This is a genomic window from Gemmatimonadaceae bacterium (genome assembly GCA_019752115.1).
Classification (GTDB): Bacteria; Gemmatimonadota; Gemmatimonadetes; order Gemmatimonadales; family Gemmatimonadaceae; genus Gemmatimonas.
This window is the reverse complement of the sequence record JAIEMN010000002.1, coordinates 15,304-34,838: the sequence shown is the minus strand read 5'-3', so window position 1 is coordinate 34,838 and position 19,535 is coordinate 15,304. Positions and strand designations below refer to the sequence as shown.

Genomic DNA, 19,535 nt, shown 5'->3' with positions numbered 1-19,535 from the left:
CTCAGATCGCGGTGATGCGCTTGCGCAGGGACGGCGCGAGCGCCGGGTGCTTGGCCAGCATGGTCAGCCGCTCCATGTTGTCACGGGCGTGCGCATGCCGGTGAGCCCGGCTGTTGAGGTAGAGCGCGTCGAGCAGGGCACGCGCTTCGGTATCGGTGTCGTGCTTGGCAGAGGCATCGTTGGCGAGCGCCTCGAGTACCGCGGCGCTCTCCCGATACTTCCCCTGCTCGTTCAGCACGAAGGCGAGGCCATACGCCGCTTCAGTGGGGAGGCGGCCCGAATCGCGCTCGAGCGCGACCGCCACGACGTACTCCCGACGGGCCGTCTCAAGGTCACCGGCCGCTTCGGCCGCCATGGCCCGGGCGAGGTAGTCCGGTTCCATGGAGAGGGAGGCCGCCGCGCGGGCAACGGCGTGAATCGGCAACAGAGCCGCCGGATCGGCGGCGGGCGTGGCGATGGTCGTGTGCAACGCCATCAGCAAAGTCGTGATCAGCATGATCGCACTCCGGTTGATGGTCGTGGATTAGCGGATACGGGCGGTGATGTACGCGCGCGTCTCCGTCGAGAGGCGTTCGCCCTTCAGCAGCTCGCGCAGGCGCTCCGCATCGACACGGGCGCGCGCGGTTTGGTGCGTATTCAGATTGAGCCACACGGCATCGGTCAGTGCGCGCGCTTCGGTGTCCGCATCGCCCTTGGCCGATGCTTCATCCGCCAGCTGATCGAGCACCTTGGCGGCGCCCTTCTCGTCGAACTGCGAGAAAAGCACCTGCGCGAGACCGAACGCGGCCTCCGCCGGCAGCTTGCCTTCGTCACGATCGAGCGCCGACGCGATCACATACTCCCGTCGCGCCTCCTGCAGTTCGCCCTGGACGAGGGCACGGCGCGCCTTGGCGATGTGTTCCGCCGAGCGGGTCGGTTCCGCCACGACGGGAGTGGAAGCCGTGGCGCGCGCGGCGGGCATGGCGGCGGCGGTATTCACGGCGGTAAGGGCAGCGATCACGAGCGTCAGCATATATCGATCTCCGCGAGCAAGGTGGGATACACGGAGCCATGCGGTTGCGGCTCCGTGCTTTCGATACGGCGCGGCCGCACGAGGGATTCGGCGGCGGGTCCAGTGGCGGGCCGGTGTGACGAATGGCGTCGGTGTTGCGCTGGTGTGAATGCGACACAGGCCGCAGGCACTGCATCGGGTGCCGGCGGACCGCTCATTGACCGCTTGCGTGTGTCCGAGTGCCACATCGAGCTTTCGGACATGCCCGCTTCACTCCACTTCGGCACACAAGGGTGGAATTACCCGGCCTGGGTCGGGCCCTTCTATCCGGAGGGCACTCGCCCGGCGGATTTTCTGCGCCTGTTCGCCCGCGCCTTTCGCGTGGTGGAGATCGACTCGACGTTCTACGCCATTCCGCCGGTGAGCACCGTGCGCGGCTGGGCCTCGCGCGTTCCCGACGGATTCGTCTTCACGGCCAAGCTGCCGCAGGAGATCACCCACGAGCGCCGCTTCGTGGACGCGCTCGACGTGTTGCAGGCCTTCACCGATCGCATGCGCGAGCTCGGCCCCAAGCTTGGCCCGATCCTCATTCAGTGCGGCCCCGACTTCGCGCCCCATGAGGGCGGGCCCTTCGCCGAGTTCCTGGCCCAGTTGCCGCGTGATCTCCGCTTTGCGGTGGAGTTCCGGCAGTCGGCGTGGATCCGGAAGCGCACGCTGACGCTGCTGCAGCAGCACAATGTCGCGTTGGCGCTGAGCGATGGGCGCTGGATTCCCCGCGAGTGGCTGCTCAAGCTGTGTGGGATGCCCACGGCTGACTTCGCCTATCTCCGCTGGATGGGCCCCGACCGCGCGATCACGGACTACTCCCACCTGCAGTTCGATCGGAGCGCCGAGCTCGATGCCTGGGCGCAGATGATCCCGGTGCTGCAGGGGCAGGTGCGGGAGATCTACGGGTTCGTAAACAACCACTTCGCCGGCCACGCGCCCGCGAGCGTCCGCATGCTGCAGCAGCGCCTCGGCCTACCGACGGTGGATCCGGCGTCGATTGGGGATCAGGCGACACTCTTCTGAGGGGGTCGCTATTTTCTGTAACATGACCGTGCCTCCCGTCTCCGCCCAGGCCGCCGCCCGATTGGTGCGCGGCGATTCCGTTGCGCCGCACGACATCCTCGGCGCCCACGCCGCGCAGGTGGATGGCGTCTCCGGTGTCGTGATCCGCGCGTGGCTCCCGCGCGCCCGCGCGGTGGCGGTGAAGCTCGGCGAGCACGTGACCCCCATGGAGCGGGACGCCTACGGCATCCATGCGGCGTTCCTGAGTGATCGGCAGGTCCCCCTGCGCTATCGCTTCGTGGTCACGTGGGACACCGGTGAGGTCGAGGAGTGCGACGATCCCTATCGCTTCCTGCCCACCCTCGGCGAGATGGATCTCCATCTCTTCAACGAAGGGCGGCATCTGCGTCTGTGGGAGAAGCTGGGCGCGCATCCGTGCACGCTCGATGGCGTGGAGGGCACGGCCTTCGCGGTGTGGGCGCCGAATGCGTCGCGCGTGTCGCTCATCGGGCCGTTCAATCAGTGGGATGGACGGGCGCACACCATGCGCCTGCTCGGCGCCAGCGGCGTCTTCGAGCTGTTCGTCCCCGGTATTCATGACGGCGCGCTCTACAAGTACGAGATCCGCACGGCGAGTGGCGCGATTCGCATCAAGACGGACCCATACGCCTTCAAGTTGGAGCAGGGCCCGGGCTACGCGTCGATCGTGCAGGCCCCGCGCACGTACGACTGGAATGATGGCGGGTGGCTGACGCAGCGCGCCGAAGCCGATCCGCAGCGTGAGCCGATGCTGGTGTACGAGGTCCATCTGGGCTCGTGGATGCGCGGCGAGAACAACCGCACGCTCACCTATCGCGAGATCGCGCCGAGGTTGGCAGACCACGTGCGCCGCCTTGGCTTTACGCATGTGGAGCTGCTGCCGGTGCAGGAACACCCCTTCGGCGGCTCGTGGGGCTATCAGGTCGGCGGCTACTACGCCCCTACCTCGCGCTTCGGCACCCCCGATGATTTCCGCTTCCTCGTGGACACGCTGCATCAGCAGGGGATCGGCGTGCTCCTCGACTGGGTGCCGGCCCACTTTCCCAAGGATGATTGGGCGCTGCGCCGCTTTGACGGCACGGCCGTGTACGAGCACGAGGATCCACGGCTCGGCGATCATCCCGAGTGGGGGACGCACATCTTCAACTACGCACGGCACGAGGTGCGCAACTTCCTCGTGGCGAATGCGCTGTACTGGATTGAGGAGTTCCACATCGATGGACTCCGCGTGGATGCCGTGGCCTCGATGCTGTATCTCGACTACGGACGCGAGGCCGGCCAGTGGCTCCGCAATCAGTACGGCGGGCGGGAGAACCTCGAGGCGGTGAGCTTCCTCAAGCAGCTCAACCACGCCGTGCACTCGCTGTATCCGGGTGTGGTGACGATCGCCGAGGAAAGCACGGCGTGGCCCAAGGTCACGCACCCGATCAGTGAAGGCGGACTGGGGTTCACCTTCAAGTGGAACATGGGGTGGATGCATGACACCCTCGACTACTTCAAGATCGACCCCTTCTTCCGGAAGGGAGCGCACGACAAGCTGACGTTCGCGATCTGGTACGAGTGGAGCGAGAAGTTCGTCAATCCGCTCTCGCACGACGAAGTGGTGCATCTCAAGAAGTCGCTGCTGGGGCGCATGCCCGGCGATGCGTGGCAGCAGCTCGCGAACCTGCGCGCGCTGATCGGCTATTCGGTCACGCGTCCGGGGAAGAGCCTCTTCTTCATGGGGACGGAGCTCGGCAGCTATCACGAGTGGAATCACGACGTGAGTCTCGAGTGGCACCTGCTCGAAGATCCGTCGCGCCGTGGTCTGCTGGAGTACATGGCGGCGCTTGGCGCGATGTATCGCGAGCGCTCAGCCTTTTGGCGTCTGGATCATGATCCCGCCGGCTATCGCTGGATCGATGTGGCCGACCGCGAGAAGAGCGTGTATTCGTATGCGCGCCTAGATGGCGAGGCGCACGCGGTGGTGGCGCTCAACCTCACCCCGGTGCCGCGCCCGGGCTATCGGCTCGGCGTGCCGAGTGCGGGGCGCTACACGCTGGTGCTCAACTCCGATGCACCGGAGTTCGCGGGGAGTGGGTATCCGGTGGAGGTCGAGGCTGAGACGGAGGCGGTGCCGTATCACGGCTTCGCGCAGAGCATCGTGGTGGCGCTACCGCCGTTGGCGATGCTGGTGTTCGACGGACCGCGCCTGACACCGCCGGTTGTCGTGCCGACTGCTGAGACGGCCGTGGCAACGAAAACCGCCACTGCCGGGCGAAAGGGCACGAAGGGCCGGGAGGGCACGAAGCCGGCCAAGGCGACGAAGGCGGTGAAGCCAGCGAAGGAACCGAAACCGGTGAAGGAGGCGAAGCCGATCAAGGAGCCGAAGCCGACCAAGGCACCGAAGCCGGCCAAGGAGCCGAAAGCGGCGAAGGAACCGAAAGCGGCGAAGGACCCGAAGCCGGCGACGTCGCCCTCGACGCCCACGACCAAGCCCACCACGCGCACGCCCAAGACATGACGCGCGCGCGGATGATCGTCTTTGGCGTGCTCACCGTGGTCGCGTCGGCGGTGTGTGTCCGGTTGGGGATCTGGCAGCTGTCGCGCTTGCAGGAACGCCGGGCGAAGAACGCGGTGATGATCGCGCGCGGCGCGATGCCCGCGGTGAGTGTGAGTGCGCTCCGCGCGGAAGACACCACGGCCACGCATTGGCGGCGGGCCACCCTGCGCGGTGTGGCCGACTATGCGCACGAAGCGGTGTATGCCACGCGGTCGCAGGCGGGCTCGCCCGGGGTGTATCTGCTCACACCAGTGCGCCCACTCGATGCCGACTGGGGCGACACCGCGGTGCTGCTGCTGCGCGGCTATGTGTATGCGGCCGACGGGCGCACGATCGATCACGCCAAGGCCCGCGAAGGGGACACGCTCGCGCTCGAGGGGCTCATTACCTCCTTCACGGTGACCAAGCCGGGAACCGTCCGCCTGCCGTCGCTGGCGACGGCCGTGCGGACCCTCGACCGGGACACCCTGTCGGCGATCACCGGCGCCCCGCTGGCCCCCTTCGTCCTGCTGGCCCTGGGGGACACGACCGTCCGCGATGTGACGCGTCCGGCCCGGGTGCCGCCGCCCGCCATCACCGACGGGCCGCATCTCTCCTATGCGCTCCAGTGGTTCGGCTTCGCGACGGTCTTCCTGGTCGGCTACGGCTTCTTCGCCACCGGCGCGGGGCGCCGCCCTCGGCGATCAGAAAACGTCGGGTGACTGTTGCGCGGCCGCAGCAGTTGCGGGCATGCGACTACGGTTGAGCTCGCCATGCTGGCGTTACTCTAGAGGGATACAGGCGAACTCAGCTGTGGCACGACGGTTGCCCTAGCTCCGGGCATGACCTCCGCCGCCCGTCTCCTCGGATCCCTCACGCACTCCGCCCGTCACCCCGCCCGGGTGCTGGGCCATGCGCTCGCCGCCATCGGCCTGTCGCTCGTGACCCCGCTCAAGACGTGGTCGCAGGAGCCGGATGCCCCGGCGCATCGCGACGCCCCGTCACTCCCGGCGCTCGAGGGGGTGATCGGCACCATCACGCCGAGCTTCTCCACGGCGCCCCGCAGCATGTTCGTGCGCCGCGGCCCGCGCGGGGCCCGCACCTATGACAGCCGATCGTCGGTGTGGCTCTCGACGAACGTGCACGATCTGCTCCCTGCGCGCGCGGCGCAGGCCTGGCCGTCGCCCGTGCGGTTGTCGGTGGGCCGTCGCATCACCGATGGGCCGTTGGGCTCGGAGTACGCCATCGGTCTCGATCTCGATGCCGCGCGCCTGCCGGGGAACAACCGCGCCTGGGTGGCCGTGAAGCAGCTCCTGCACACGGTTCGCCTCCCCGGGCCGGCGCTCGTGATGTCGCCCACCGGCAAGCGGTTCGTCGGGCTCTACTGGTAAGCGATCGCCATCGGCGACCGCTATCGGCGGCCGCTCAGTCGCCGATCTGGTAGTACTCCTTGTACCAGTTCACGAAGCGCGCGACCCCCGTCTCGATCGGCGTGGCCGGCTGAAAGCCGACGTCCTCGACGAGGGCATCCACATTCGCATACGTCGCCGGCACATCACCCGCCTGCAGCGGCAGCATGTTCTTCGTGGCCGTGCGGCCAAGGCACTGTTCGAGCGTGCTGATGAGGTGCATCAGCTCCACCGGATTGTTGTTGCCGATGTTGTAGATGCGGTACGGCGCCTTGCTCGTGGCCGGATCGGGCGCGTTGGAATCCCACGCGGGATTCGGCGGCGCGGTGTGATCGCTCGTGCGGATCACCCCTTCGACGATGTCGTCGATGTACGTGAAGTCGCGGCGCATCTGGCCGTGATTGAACACGTCGATCGGCTTCCCTTCGAGAATCGCCTTCGTGAAGAGGAAGAGCGCCATGTCCGGGCGCCCCCACGGGCCGTACACCGTGAAGAAGCGCAGGCCGGTGGTCGGCAGCTGATACAGATGGCTGTACGTGTGCGCCATCAGCTCATTGGCCTTCTTCGTGGCCGCGTACAGCGACAGCGGATGATCGACGTTCTGGTGCACCGAGAAGGGCATCGCCGTGTTCGCACCATACACGCTCGAGCTCGACGCATAGGTGAGATGCTGCACGCCATGGTGCCGGCATCCCTCGAGGATGTTCATGAACCCCACGAGGTTGCTGTCCACGTACGCGTGCGGATTGGTGAGCGAGTAGCGCACCCCCGCCTGCGCCGCGAGGTGAATCACCTTGTCGAAGCGCTCGGTCTTGAAGAGCGCGTCCATCCCCGCGCGGTCGCCCAACTCCAGGCGCACGAAGCGGAACCCGGGCTGCGACGTGAGGCGCGCCAGACGGGCCTCCTTGAGCGTCGGGTCGTAATAGTCATTCACATTGTCGAGGCCAACGACCTCATCGCCGCGCGCCAGCAGGCGCTGACTCGTGTGCGAACCGATGAAGCCGGCAGCGCCGGTGACCAGAATCTTGGCCATGGAAAGAGCAGACAAGGGTGAGACACCACCGGCGACATCCACACGATGGCGCCCGACAAGGACGAGCCAGCCGCCGCCAAGGTCAGCGACCCGGCGGCGGCGTTGGGGTTAGCGACGCTGCAGCAAGATGACCGCGGTCATGATGGCGAGGCCGCCCAGGACGGTACCGAGGCCGACCGGCTGCCCCAACAGCACCACGCCCAGCATGGTCGTCCAGAAGGGCTCGACCGTGCTGGTGATCGCGGTGCGGACCGGCCCCAGCACCCGCAGGCCGGCCAGAAAACCGAGGAAGGACCCGGCCGACAGCACCCCCTGCAGCAGGCTCGCGCCCAGGGCCGTGGCATCGGGAGGGGAAAAGAGCGTGCCGGTCGCCGCGGCCCACGTCGCAAAGAGGAGCGCGCCGCCCACGGCGATGGCGCGCGACACATCGAGCGCTTCGCGCTGCGCCTGCAGCGTGGAGAGCACCGGGATGTACAGCGCATACACCAGCGCCGCCGCCAGAATGACGCCGACCCCAACCGGCGAGAGCGACGCGGCAGCCGGGGCGCCCACCATCGCGGCGATCCCGGTGAGGGCGATCCCCAGCGCGAGGAGCCGACGGCGTTCGAGGGGTTCGATTCCGCGCACGGCGGTGATCACCGCCACCCACGCCGGAAAGGTGTAGAAGAGAAAGCTGGCCGTGGCTGCCGGGAGCCACCGCAGCGCCAGCAGCGCGAGGGTCGCCACCGCCGCCTGCCCACCGCCGGCGATCAGCAGGATACGGGGCGTGAACCACGGCGCGACGCCCGGTGCGCGCGGCGGCTGCCGGACCACGAGCCCGGTCCCGACGAGGATCACCGCGGTGGTGACGTAGCGCCACGTCTGGATCGTTTCGAGGGCCATGCCATGGCCCGTCGCCACCACGGTGAGTGGCGAGATCGAACCGAAGCAACAGGCGCTGACCACCACCGCCAACGTGCCACGCAACAGCGCCGACGGCGCGGTGGTGGTATACGCCGGCGTGCTCAGTTGAGCACCGTCCCGTGCAGCACGAGATACGCGACGCTGAAGTAGATGCTGATGCCGGTGACGTCCACCAGCGTGGCCACGAAGGGCGCCGACGCGCTCGCCGGGTCGAAGCCGAGGCGCTTGAGTACGAAGGGCAGCATCGAGCCGGTGAGCGACCCGAAGGTCACCACGCCCACCAGCGACAGCCCGATCGCGATGGCTACGAGCACATAGTGCGGGCCGTAATCGTAGAGCCCGAGCGTGTGCCACGTGAGAATGCGCGTGATGGCCAGCACGCCGAGGATGCTCCCGAGAATGATACCGGCCGGCAGCTCGCGCAGAATGATGCGCCACCAGTCGCGCAGGCGCACTTCACCCAGCGCCATGGCGCGGATGATGAGCGACGTGGCCTGCGACCCGGAGTTACCGCCCGAGCTCATGATGAGCGGAATGAACTGCGCCAGCATTGTGGCCTTGTCGATCTCGGTCTGGTAGTACGTCATCGCCGACGCCGTCAGCATCTCGCTGATCGCCAGAATGGACAGCCAGCCGCCGCGCTTGCGCACGTTCTGCCACAGGCTGATGTCCATGTAGGGCTCTTCGAGCGCCTCCATACCACCGAACTTCTGGGCGTCTTCGGTCTGCTCTTCCTGGATGACGTCGATGACGTCGTCGACCGTGACCACGCCCAGCAGTCGCTTGTTTATATCCACGACCGGGAGCGCCACGAGGTCGTAGTTCGACGTCACCTGCGACACCTCTTCCTGCGGGGTGTCGGGGCTGACGCTGACCACCTCGGTCCACGCGTGCTCGCTGATGCGCGACCCTTCCGGCGCCGCCAGCAGTTCGCGCAGCGACAGCACGCCGCGGAGGCGGCCGGTCGCATCGGTCGTATAGATCGTGTACATCGCCTCGCGGCGGCCCGCCTTGGCCATCGCGCGCACGCTGCGCAGCGACTCCTCCACGGTGAGCGACTCGAGCACCGACACGAACTCGGTGGTCATGAGACCACCGGCGGTGTACGGGTCGTACTCGAGCAGCCGCTCGGTCTCGGCCTTGTCCTCCGGCTCGAGCTGCTCGAGGATGTCCTCGGCCACGTCCTCGTCGAGATCGTCGAGCGCGTCGGCACGCTCGTCGGGGTCCATCTCGGCGACGATTTCGGCGGCTTCCTCGGCCGGCAGCTCCTCGAGGACCATCGTACGCAGGTCTTCGTCGAGGTACTCCATGACCTCGGCGGCGCGCTCCTTGGGGAGGGCCGCGAGGAACGCGCGCACCTGTGCCTCCGGCAGGGCCTCGGCCACGTCGGCGAGGTCGGCCGGGTGCATCTCTTCCGTCTGCGGACCGATGCTCTCCGGATGCTCCTCGAGCAGCTCGAGAAGGTCCGGCACGATCAGCGCCGCAAGCGGCCGGTCTTCTTTGGCGCGAGGCGTCATCGGCGAAGGGGCTGCGGGCTGGCGGCAAGTTAGTACGGGGGCCTGCCCGCACAAACCCTTCACACGCGGTCGCGTTCCCGAGGGCGCACGCCTCGCGGCGCGCGGGTCAGAGCAGGGGGAGACCGCCCCGTTCGATGCGCATGGACCGGAGCGCCACACCGGCCAGGCCGAGTGCCTCCCGGAGGGCCGCCTCGGACACGGGGGCGCTCGTCTCCAGCACGGCGCCCTGCATGGAGACGTCGGCCTGCTCTATGCCGGGCACCGCCGCGAGCGCCGTCCTGACGGCCCGGACGGCGTGCACGGCAATCAGTCCCTCGATCTCCACGTGGATGCGTTGGCGTGGCATCTTTCAATCTATGACTCGCGTCGCCTTTCTCGGATTGGGTGCCATTGGCACCCCGATGGCCCGGCACCTTGCTGCGGCCGATCTCGATCTCGTCGTCTGGAACCGCACCGGCGCCAAGGCCGAGGCCTTCGCGGCCGCGACCGGCGCCCGCGTGGCCCCAACCCCCGCGGAGGCCGGGCGCGATCGTGACGTGGTCGTGACCTGCCTGCCCGTCTCGCGGGATGTCGAAGCCCTGCTCGATGGCCCCGACGGGCTGCTGGCCACGATGCCGGCCGGCAGCGTGCTGGTGGACTGCACCTCGGGCGACAGCGCGACGTCGCGCCGCATGGCCGCGCGGCTGGCCGAGCGCGGCATCGGCTTTCTCGACGCGCCGGTGAGCGGTGGGGTGAGCGGCGCCGAAGCGGGCGCGCTCACGGTCATGATTGGCGGCGATGAGGCAACGCTCGAACGCGTCCGCCCGGTGCTCGAGCGCTTCGGCAAGCGCATCGTGCACTGCGGCGCCGTGGGCGCCGGTGATGCCCTCAAGGCGGTCAACAATGCGCTCCTGGCGATGCACATCTGGGGGACCGCCGAAGGGCTCGTGGCCCTCGAAAAGGCCGGCGTGAAGAGCGAGATCGCGCTCGACGTGATCAACACCTCGAGCGGCCGCTCGAACGCCAGCATGAATCTGTTCCCGGAGCGCGTACTGACGCGGGCCTTCCCGCGCACCTTCCGGTTGGCGCTGCTCGACAAGGACGTGGGCATCGCCGCCGATCTGGCGCGCGAACAGAAAGTGCCGAGCCCGCTGCTCCAGCTCACGGCGGAACTCTTCCGCCTGGCGCATGGCGAGCTTGGCGAGGAGGCGGACCACGTGGAAGCGGTGCAGGTGGTCGAGCGGCAGGGCGGGGCGAAGGTCGGCGGCCGGAGCGCATCATGAGCACGCTCGTCGCGGCTGAGGAGTCGGTGCTGCCGCTCGCCGATATCCGCGCCCAGTTCCCGGCGCTCGCCCGGGTGGAGCAGGGGCACCCGGTGGCGTACTTCGACGGGCCGGGCGGCACGCAGGTGCCGCGTCGCGTGGTGGACGCGATGTCCGACTACCTCCTCCATCACAACGCCAACACGCATTGGGTCTATCCCACCAGCGCCGAAACCGACGCGCTCCTCGCGCAGGCGCGCGAGACGCTGGGCGACTTCCTGGGCGCCGGTCCGGGTGAGATCGCGTTCGGCGCCAACATGACCACGTTGCTGTTTCACGTGGCGCGGGCGATCGGTCGCGGGCTGCAGGCGGGCGACGAGATCATCATCACCGAGCTCGATCACCACGCGAACGTGGCGCCGTGGCAGGCGCTCGCGAAGGAGCGTGGCGTGGTGCTCAAGTGGTTGCCGCTCGATCTGACCACGTATCGCCATGAGGCGGGGGCGCTCGAGCGTCTGCTCTCGCCGCGCACGAAGGTCGTGGCCGTGGGCGCGGCGTCGAACATCACCGGGACCATCAGTGATGTGGCGCAGATCGTACGCACGGCGAAGGCCGCCGGCGCGCTCACCGTGGTGGATGCCGTGCACTACGCGCCGCATGCGCTGGTGGACGTCCAGGCGATCGGCTGCGATTTCCTGCTGTGCAGCGCCTACAAGTTCTACGGCCCGCACGTGGGCGTGGTCTACGGACGCACCGACGCGGTCGCGGCACTGGATGTTCCGCGCCTCGAGCCGGCGCCGGACTGGGTCCCGGAGATTCTCGAGACGGGCACCCAGAATCACGAAGGCATCGTGGGGGCGGCGGCTGCGGTGGAGTTCCTTGCGAGCCTGGGTGGCTTCACGGGCTCGCGCCGTGAGCGCCTCGCGCGCGCCATGCACGGCCTGCACGAGCGCGGCGAGGCGCTGCTGGCGCGCCTGTGGGATGGGCTTTCGGCGATCGAGGGCGTGACCTGTCACGGTCCGCGTCCCGGCACGCCGCGCACGCCCACCATCTCGTTCCGTGTGGCCGGCCATCCGTCGGAAGCGGTGGCGCGCTTTCTCGTGCCGCGCGGCGTGTACGTCTCGAACGGCGATTTCTATGCGACCACCGTGGCCCGCAAGCTCGGCGTCGCCGAGGAAGGCCTCGTGCGCGCCGGTTGCAGCTGCTACACGTCGCCCGACGAAGTGGAGTGGCTCATCGACGGCGTGCAGGCGCTCGTGCGCGGGGCCCGCTGAATGCGGCATCGCGTCGGCGCGGTGGCGCTCGCAGCCCTGGCGCTGCTGGCGGCCTGCAAGGGCGAGTCGCCCAATCCGGCCACGGCGATGCCGCGCGCCGAGTTCCTCTTTGCGGCGGGGGACTCGACGTATTGGGTGCACTCGAGCGCCGACGGGCTCCGTGTGCGCAGCGCGCCGATTCTGCTCACGCAGGTTGACGGTAAGCTGTTCGAAGTCTTTCTGAGCGATGATGGCGCCGAGTATGTGGACGCCTCGTTCGCCTCCTCGCAGCTCTGGGCGCGCGCGCTCGGCGGCCGCGACAGCGTGCGGCTGTTCGGCGACAGCACGGTGCTGCGCGAGCTGCGGTCGTGGCGGACCGCGCATCCGAACGAGACCGAGATCGATCCGAACGACGAACAGCTCGAGGACGATCCGCGCACGATGGTGCACGATGAGATCGAGATTCTCGACGTGCACGGGCCGTATCTCACTTTCGAGCACCTGCTCAACGTGGACATCGACGGCGGCCCGCCCCATCGGCACGAAGGGCGCCGGTTCGTGGTAGATGTCCGGAGTGGGCGTCTCATGCGGGTGGCCGACTTGCTCGGGGCGCCGGAGGCGCAGCGGGTGATCGCCGAGGCGCAGCAGTCGCTCGCGCGCCTCACGGATTCGATTCGCACGGCCGGGCAGGGCGGTGATGAACGCGCTGCCGCGGCGGTCGAAACACTCGGAAGCTTCGTCTTCGATTCCTCGAGCTTCGGTATCACCGATCTCGGCCGTGAGCCGGCCATCGCCTTCATGGTGCCGGGTAAGAGTGCGGATGGTGAGGCGCTCGCGCTGCATCTGCCGCCGCTCAAGGTCACGGCGCCGGGCTGGTGGGCGGCGGTGCGCGCGACGCTCCCCACCTGGACCGCGGATTCCTCGCGCGTGCGCTGGTCACGTGGGCGGTATGACGTCATGGCGCGCCCCTCCGCCGATGGCGACGCGCTCGCCCTCGTGCTCATGGGCACCGGCGTCACGGCCAAGGAGTGGCCGGTGAGTACCGTTGGCTCGCCCGCCTATCAGCTCATCGCCCTCGATGATCCGCCACTCGACAGCGCGGGCCGCTCCGCGCTGGCGCGCACGTTCGATGTGTCGGCCGCGCTCGATGGCATGGCGCAGCGGGCCGTCTATCAGCGCCCCGCCACCCCGACCGTTCCGCACGCCCGCGCGGCCACTCGCTTCATTCGGACTCGTCATGACTGATCGTGCTCCCCGTCCCGTCTCCGCCTCCCAGCACGAGACGAGTGAACTCATCATGCCCCACGATGCCAACATCCTGGGGCACGCGTTCGGCGGCGCGATCATGGCCATGGTGGACAAGGCGGCGGCCGTGTCGGCATTCCGTCACGCGCGCACGGCGTGCGTCACCGCCAGCATCGATCGCGTGGACTTCCGCGAGCCGATCCACGTGGGCGATCTGGTCACGTGCAAGGCCAGCGTGAACTTCGTAGGCACCACGAGCATGGAAGTGGGGGTGCGCGTCGAGGCCGAAGATCTCATCTCCGGGCAGCGCCGACACACGAACACCTGCTACCTCACCTTCGTCGCCATCGATCGCAACGGCCGGCCCGTGCCCATCTCGCCCGTCGCGCCCGAAACCGAAGAGCAGCGCCGCCGCTACGACGCCGCCCAGAACCGCCGCCGCCGCCGGCTCGAAGAGCGCCAGGCCGAGGCGCGCGAGACGCCCAGCTGATTCCGCGGATAACGGAGCGAATGGAATTCGCGGATAACAGAGCGAATGGATTTCGCGGATAACAGCAACAGCATGCATGGATTTCGCGGATCTTGAGGATTTCACGGATCTCATCCGCGGAATCCGTGAAATCCATGCAATCCCCTGTGCTGTTTCTTTTATCCAAAGAATCCCAATCAATCCCCCAATCTCGCGGGTCCGCTCGAGCGCATCAGAGCGTAATGAACCGTCCCCGCCGATACAGCGGGCGCACGGCGAACCAGCAGAGCAGGGTGAAGAGCACCGCCCACGCGAGTGAGGCGAGCGGCGCGGGGGCACCGAGTCGCTCGAGCAGCGTGGCGATCGTGCCGCCGGTGGACAGACGCACACCGTCCACACGCCACTTGATCGATGAGCGCAGCACGTTCGCCAGCAGTTCGCTGCCCATGTACATCACGAACGGATTGGTGCCGAACACCAGCCAGGGCGCCGTGAGCGCCGGGCGTGGCGCGAGGTCGGTCAGCCAGGCCGCGGCGGCAAGGCCGCACCACGCGGTGCCGGCGGAAAAGACGGCGTAGGAGCTCGACCAGAGCGGTTTGTTGAGTGGCACCACGTAGGTCCACGCGAGGCCAATCGCGATGAGCAGCGCACCGCCGAGCGCCAGCCGCTGCACGCGATCAGCAAGCGCGCGCGATGCGGTAAGCTCAACGCCGGCGAGGACGCCCAAGAGGCCAGTAGCAATCGCGGGCAGTGTGGAGAGCAGTCCTTCCGGGTCGTAGGGCTTCCCGCGATCCCAGAGATGCCAGCCCAGGCCCAGCGGTTCCCAGTTGAGCAGCGCCTGATCCATGCGCACCGGCCAGGTCGCCTCGGGTGGGAGGAGCGTGGGTGTGGTCACGGCGAGCAGGACCGCGTACGCGGCCAGGATCGCCACGGTCACGACTGCCAGCGCGCGCGTCGAACAGCGGCGGCGCATCAGGGCCACCGCCAGATAGACCAGCCCGATGCGCTGCAGCACACCCAGTACGCGCAGCGAGGCGAAGCGCGCCACCACGTGCGCCAGCGGCACCGGTAACCAGGCCGGCCCGGCCGTCACCCGGTTCTCGAAGAACGGGTAGGCGTTGAGCAGCACCCCGGCGAGGAACAGCAAGCCCGCGCGTCGCCAGATCGGTCGCGCCGGGGCTATCGGTCCACCGCGCACATACGCGAGCTGCGTGGTGACGCCCAGCACCACAAGAAAGGCCGGGAAGACCAGGTCGGCGAACGTGCAGCCGTTCCACGGGCTGTGCGCGAGCGGAGCGGGCACGGTGTCCGGCAAACCGGGATTGTTCACGAGCAGCATGCCGGCGATCGTCACCCCGCGAAAGACATCCACCGACGCGAGGCGTTCGCGCGCGGGGCGTAGGGTAGAGCTCACCGGCGTCGGCATCCGCTCAACGTACGGTCGCGCGCACGAAACGCACGAGCTGTTCGGCAATCACCGCGCGGTCAAAGTGGGTCTGCACGAACAGCCGCCCGGCGCGTCCCATCGCCGAGCGCCGAGTCGGATCGTTGGCCAGTGCCGTCAGCGCGCGCGCCCAGGCGGTCACGTCACCCGGGGCTACCAGCTCTCCGCTCACCCCCGCCGCCATGGCGGTCGGGATGCCACCGATCGCGCTCCCCAGCACCGGCACTTCGCAGCTCTGGGCTTCGGCGAGCACCCGACCGAACGACTCGCGCCCCGTGCTCGGCAGGGCCAGCAGATCCATCGCGTGGTAGGCGGCGCGCACGTCACGCGTCCACGGTTCGCGCACGTGACGCCTCCGATCGGGCGCCTGCGCGATGATCGCATCCACCTCCGCTTCGCGCCGGCCACTGCCGATCCACAGGGCGCGCAGCGTGGCGTGCTCCCGCATCGCCGCGTTCAGCGCCTCGGCGAAGGGGACGATGCCCTTGTTGAACTCGAGACGCCCCACGAATCCCACGACCACATCGTCATCGGCAAAGCCGAACGCCGCGCGTGCGGCGGTGCGTGCCGCTGCATCCGGCGCGAAAGCGTGCGTGTCGATCGGATTGGCCAGCACCTGCACGCGCCGACGTGGAGTACGTCGCGCCACGATCCAGTCGCGCAGATCCTCCGACGGTACGATGTACGTGGGACGCACGAAGGGCAGCAGGAGGCGATTGGTGCGCTTCATGCCCGCGTGATGCAGGAAGAACGCACTGGGGACCCGTTCGCGACGCGCGACCCGCAGCGTGCCCCAGTAATCCTGCTCGAAGACCGCGAACACCTGATCGAACCGCGCGCTGCGCAGTTCACGCGCCACGACGGCGCTCGCCTCGGCGTCGAAGGCGGTGCGAAAGGTGGCGGCGACGCGCGTGAGCCGCGGATGCGGCTCGAGCTCGTCCCATACGCCGCGCCCCGGAGTGGCGACGACGGTCACCGCGTGCCCCGCCTGCACCAGCGCCGCGACCAGGTTCGTCGTGTGCGTGCAGGCGCCGCCGGGTTCCGGCAACGTCGCGACGAACAGGAGGCGCAGCGACGCGCGCGCCTCGCTCAGCATGCGATCAGGGAGGGGTGACGCCGACGACGGCCGCGCCCGCGGCCGGGGCCAGCGAGAGGCGCGTGAGTCCCGACTTGTCGGCCACGCGGGTGAACAACGTTGCCACGCTGGTTCGCGCCGCCGCGAGGCTCCACTGCAGCACGGCGCCGCGCGCGCGCGTCCCGCGCCGCGTCTGCCGCGCCCCACTGTACCAGATGCTGACCGAGTCACCCTCGGCCGCGAACGTGGACCGATAGACCGTCGTCCCGAACGCCGCGAACTCTCGCGGGGCGAGGATCGGACGTGGATACGTGGTCCATGTCTCGCCATCACGGCTCGTGGCGAGGAACAGGCTGCTCGCGTGGCACCCCTTGCCCGTGGGGTAGGCGACCACGAAGGCCCAGTACTCGCCGCGATCGGCGACATACTGTACGTCGAGATGCCACGGCTGAAAGCCGGTCTGCGTGAAGCGCACCGCCTTGGCGTCGCTCCACGTAAGCCCATCGGCCGACTGGCGCCGGACCAGGCGCGTGGTCGCGGCGTTGCAGCCGCCCGTGCCCGCATCCACGGCGAAGAGCTGAAACCCATCGGTCGGGTGCTGCACGATGCTCGGCGACACCACGTACTTGCCTTTATCGGCAAACAGCTCGACGGGCGTGTCCCACTGGCGCCCATCGCTGCTGCGCGTCAACCAGATGTGATCGGCGACATGCGCCCCGCCGGGCTTGCCGCCCTGCAGTTCGACTTCGCGATAGTACATCCACAGCTGGCGACTGGCGCGCTCGAAGATCATGTCCGGGTCGGACAGATGCCCGTGCGACGCCTTCACGAGCGGTGCAAAGCTCGATGTGGGGCTCTCCCACCGACGGCCATCCTGGCTGCCCAGCAGCGACGGATTCTCGAGCGTGATCGCGCTGTTCTTGTACGGTGTGAACGCGCTCCAGTAGCGGAAACCGTTCCATGCCTCGGGAAAGCTCACCACGTCGGGATGAACCGCCTCGCCCGACCCGTCATACGTAGGGATGCTCATCGCGGCCACGCCGCGCTGGAACACGTTCTCGCTCGTCAGGGCGGGCAGTGCGCCCGTGACCTCGGCGGAGGTGTTCGCGACGAGCGTCGACGGTGCCGTCGGCATCTCGCCGGCGCCGGCGCACGCCAGCAGCAGGGTCGACAGCAGCCCCCCGGCAAGGACCTGACCCGGGGCACGAACGAGCGTATTCACGGTCGGGCGGTCCGCGTCGCGGCGGATCACTCGGCAGAGCCTAGGCATGCGGATCGATGAGGGGAGCCGTTGAGCGGGACGGCGAGGGCCGCCGGTGTGAGGGCACCGACAACGGCTGTAACGTCGCCGAATCCGTAGGGGCGGTCAATCGTCAGGTGTCATGAAATGCAGCGGGCCGGCAGTACCGCGTCATTAAGATTTCGCCACTCGGCGAAGGGGTCAGGGCGCGCGTGCCACCGGTGCTGTTACGACCCGGGTCGTCGATGACGGCCCGACCGGAATTCCCCCTTGCTGGTCGCCGATTGGTGTCACGAATGCCGCGCCCGACTCTGCGTCTTGTCCCTCGCCGCGCCTCGCGTGCGGCGTGGGCCGCTGGCGTGTGCGGCGGCATGGGCGTCCTGCTCGCCGGCGGCCGTATCGGCGCGCAGGTCGTCGGGCTGACCACCACCGGGGAGAACGACTGTACCGGTCGGCGCATCGTCGCGATCGACGTGCACACCGCGCCCGCCGCCGAGGCCGCGCTCCCGTCGGCGCTCCGCTCGTTGGCCGATGCGCAGTCGCTGCTGCAGACCACGACGCGCCCCGAAATCGTGCGCCGCTTTCTGCCACTCGATACGGGCGTTGTGTGCACGCCAGCCCTGCTCGAGGAGGCGGAACGCGTGCTGCGCGCGCAGCGCATCTTCAGTCACGTCGAGGTGCGGGCGATCGATGATCCGCACGGCGTGCGGGTGGACGTGGAAACGGCCGACGAGTCCAACGTGGCGCTCGCCCCCTACGTGCAGAGCAGCGAGATGCCGCTCCGGGGCGGCAAGGTCGGCGCGCTGAATCTCGGCGGGACGGCGCGCATCGCCGAAGTGGAGTGGCGCGAAGGCGGCGGCTACCAGAACGCGATGGGCGTGCGCTATGTCGATCGTCTCTTCGCCGGACGGCCGCAGCAGCTGCAGCTGGCGGCACGTCGGACGCTCGATGGCTATGACGTGCACGCGGCGATTGCGCGCCCCATCTACACCGCGTCGCAGCGGGTGGCGTTCATCGCGAGCGTAGATCGCTCGCTCGGGTATGCCCCGCTGCGCCGCGTCGATGAATCGCTGATCTCGGTGCCCGTGTCGCAGGCGGTCACAATGTTCGGCGCCACGCGACGCACCGCAGGCGCCTTCGGCGAGCGCATTCTCGGGCTGGCCGTGGCGACGGCCACGCTCGATGCCACCGGCACGGCGATGCGCCCGTCGGCCTTCGGCTTCGTGGCCGACTCGGGCACACCCGTGGCCACCGGCTTCCGCGTGCAGCGCGTCGCGCGCGTGAACCTGCTCGCTGGTCTCGACCGCTCGCGCTTTGTGGTGGTGCGCGGCTTCGATGCCCTGCGGGCGGTGCAGGATGTCCGCGTCGGCTCGCAGTGGAGCGTGCAACTCGGGCAGTCGGTGCCGGTCGCGGCTCTGCGTGATCGCGATCAGTTTGTGGCCATCGATGGCTACGCCGGCACCGGCGGCGCACGGTCGTTCGGCGCCATGCAGTTCCGCGGGGAAGCCCGTCGGGATCTGCGCACGAACCGGTGGGACGGGCAGGTGGTGAGCGGGCACAGCGCGCTCTACCTCAAGCCCGCGGCGCGCGTCACGACCGTCCTGACCGCCGACGCGAGTGCCGCGTGGCGCGTGCAGTCGCCGTTTCAGCTGAGCCTGGCCGACGTGGACGGTGGCGTTCTGGGATACCGGCGCTCGCTGGTGACCGGCGCGCGCCGGGCGGTGGTGCAAGCCGAGCAGCGGGTGCTGCTCCCCTCGTGGGTGGCCCCCGCGCGGATGCCGATGGATATCGGGCTGGCGGTGTTCGCGCAGGCCGGGCGCCTGTGGGCCGACGACTTTGTGCCCTATGCGACCGATACGCCGTGGCAGTCGGTGGTGGGGCTCGGCGTCCTGGTGTCGCCGCCCGAAGCGCGGCGGCTCTATCGGGTGGATGTGGGGGTGCCGCTGGCCGCCGCGCTCCCGGGCGCGACACCGCAGCGGATCGTGGTGCGCCTGACCATCACCGATCGCACGCGGACCTTCTGGCGCGAGCCCCGCGATATCGCGGCGGGGCGTGAAGCGACACACCCGGACGGTCTGGTCAGCTGGCCGTAGGGGCGCGCGGGC

Annotated in this window: 18 protein-coding genes; 9 read left to right on the top strand and 9 right to left on the bottom strand. The window is 68.8% G+C overall.

Going from position 1 to position 19,535, the window contains the following annotated elements:
• Position 1 precedes the first annotated feature (1 nt).
• Positions 2–496, bottom strand: a complete 495-nt coding sequence (locus K2R93_00505) for a hypothetical protein (protein MBY0488291.1) — start codon at positions 494–496, stop codon at positions 2–4.
• A 27-nt stretch (positions 497–523) separates the two neighbouring features.
• Complete coding sequence (locus tag K2R93_00500) at positions 524–1,012, bottom strand: hypothetical protein (protein MBY0488290.1); 489 nt, start codon at positions 1,010–1,012, stop codon at positions 524–526.
• Between the two features lie 240 nt (positions 1,013–1,252).
• Between K2R93_00500 and K2R93_00495 the strand changes: the two genes are divergently transcribed.
• The 4 genes from K2R93_00495 to K2R93_00480 all read left to right on the top strand — a co-directional run bounded on the left by K2R93_00495 (position 1,253) and on the right by K2R93_00480 (position 5,992).
• A complete protein-coding gene (locus K2R93_00495; GenBank protein MBY0488289.1) occupies positions 1,253–2,062 on the top strand; it encodes a DUF72 domain-containing protein in 810 nt (269 codons plus the stop codon).
• A 22-nt stretch (positions 2,063–2,084) separates the two neighbouring features.
• A complete protein-coding gene (gene glgB, locus K2R93_00490; protein ID MBY0488288.1) occupies positions 2,085–4,583 on the top strand; it encodes a 1,4-alpha-glucan branching protein GlgB in 2,499 nt (832 codons plus the stop codon).
• Positions 4,580–5,323, top strand: a complete 744-nt coding sequence (locus K2R93_00485) for an SURF1 family protein (protein ID MBY0488287.1) — start codon at positions 4,580–4,582, stop codon at positions 5,321–5,323. Before glgB ends, K2R93_00485 begins: the two co-directional genes overlap by 4 nt.
• A gap of 120 nt (positions 5,324–5,443) precedes the next feature.
• Positions 5,444–5,992, top strand: a complete 549-nt coding sequence (locus K2R93_00480; GenBank protein ID MBY0488286.1) for a hypothetical protein — start codon at positions 5,444–5,446, stop codon at positions 5,990–5,992.
• A 34-nt stretch (positions 5,993–6,026) separates the two neighbouring features.
• On the opposite strand, the gene K2R93_00475 is transcribed toward K2R93_00480, so the two are convergent.
• The 4 genes from K2R93_00475 to K2R93_00460 all read right to left on the bottom strand — a co-directional run bounded on the left by K2R93_00475 (position 6,027) and on the right by K2R93_00460 (position 9,809).
• Complete coding sequence (locus K2R93_00475; protein ID MBY0488285.1) at positions 6,027–7,043, bottom strand: NAD-dependent epimerase; 1,017 nt, start codon at positions 7,041–7,043, stop codon at positions 6,027–6,029.
• Between the two features lie 108 nt (positions 7,044–7,151).
• Positions 7,152–8,009: a DMT family transporter gene (locus K2R93_00470; GenBank protein ID MBY0488284.1), complete on the bottom strand. Its 858-nt coding sequence runs from the start codon at positions 8,007–8,009 to the stop codon at positions 7,152–7,154.
• Between the two features lie 38 nt (positions 8,010–8,047).
• On the bottom strand, positions 8,048–9,463 hold the full coding sequence (gene mgtE / locus K2R93_00465; protein MBY0488283.1) for a magnesium transporter: 1,416 nt from the start codon (positions 9,461–9,463) through the stop codon (positions 8,048–8,050).
• A 106-nt stretch (positions 9,464–9,569) separates the two neighbouring features.
• A complete protein-coding gene (locus tag K2R93_00460) occupies positions 9,570–9,809 on the bottom strand; it encodes a heavy-metal-associated domain-containing protein (GenBank protein MBY0488282.1) in 240 nt (79 codons plus the stop codon).
• A gap of 10 nt (positions 9,810–9,819) precedes the next feature.
• On the opposite strand from K2R93_00460, the gene K2R93_00455 reads away from it, so the two are divergent.
• Genes K2R93_00455 through K2R93_00440 form a run of 4 tightly spaced genes read left to right on the top strand, consistent with a single transcriptional unit; the run spans position 9,820 to position 13,692 of the window.
• The gene (locus K2R93_00455) at positions 9,820–10,725 is read left to right on the top strand and encodes an NAD(P)-dependent oxidoreductase (GenBank protein MBY0488281.1); all 906 of its coding nucleotides are present in this window, start codon (positions 9,820–9,822) and stop codon (positions 10,723–10,725) included.
• Positions 10,722–11,978, top strand: a complete 1,257-nt coding sequence (locus tag K2R93_00450; protein ID MBY0488280.1) for a cysteine desulfurase-like protein — start codon at positions 10,722–10,724, stop codon at positions 11,976–11,978. The genes K2R93_00455 and K2R93_00450 overlap by 4 nt, the downstream gene beginning before the upstream one ends.
• A complete protein-coding gene (locus K2R93_00445) occupies positions 11,979–13,202 on the top strand; it encodes a hypothetical protein (GenBank protein MBY0488279.1) in 1,224 nt (407 codons plus the stop codon).
• Positions 13,195–13,692: an acyl-CoA thioesterase gene (locus K2R93_00440; GenBank protein MBY0488278.1), complete on the top strand. Its 498-nt coding sequence runs from the start codon at positions 13,195–13,197 to the stop codon at positions 13,690–13,692. Before K2R93_00445 ends, K2R93_00440 begins: the two co-directional genes overlap by 8 nt.
• Positions 13,693–13,903: 211 nt before the next feature.
• Here the strand turns inward: K2R93_00440 and K2R93_00435 are convergent, their stop codons facing one another.
• From K2R93_00435 to K2R93_00425, 3 genes are read right to left on the bottom strand one after another with little or no spacing between them, the layout of a single operon-like run.
• Positions 13,904–15,085, bottom strand: a complete 1,182-nt coding sequence (locus K2R93_00435; GenBank protein MBY0488277.1) for a heparan-alpha-glucosaminide N-acetyltransferase domain-containing protein — start codon at positions 15,083–15,085, stop codon at positions 13,904–13,906.
• A 16-nt stretch (positions 15,086–15,101) separates the two neighbouring features.
• Positions 15,102–16,211, bottom strand: coding sequence for a glycosyltransferase family 4 protein (locus K2R93_00430; GenBank protein ID MBY0488276.1), 1,110 nt, complete (start codon positions 16,209–16,211; stop codon positions 15,102–15,104).
• Between the two features lie 4 nt (positions 16,212–16,215).
• Entirely contained in the window at positions 16,216–17,442 is a 1,227-nt protein-coding gene (locus K2R93_00425; protein MBY0488275.1) for a glycoside hydrolase, read from the bottom strand.
• A 284-nt stretch (positions 17,443–17,726) separates the two neighbouring features.
• Here K2R93_00425 and K2R93_00420 point away from each other — a divergent pair, with 284 nt between their 5' ends.
• Positions 17,727–19,523: a hypothetical protein gene (locus tag K2R93_00420; GenBank protein MBY0488274.1), complete on the top strand. Its 1,797-nt coding sequence runs from the start codon at positions 17,727–17,729 to the stop codon at positions 19,521–19,523.
• The last annotated feature ends 12 nt before the right edge of the window (positions 19,524–19,535 follow it).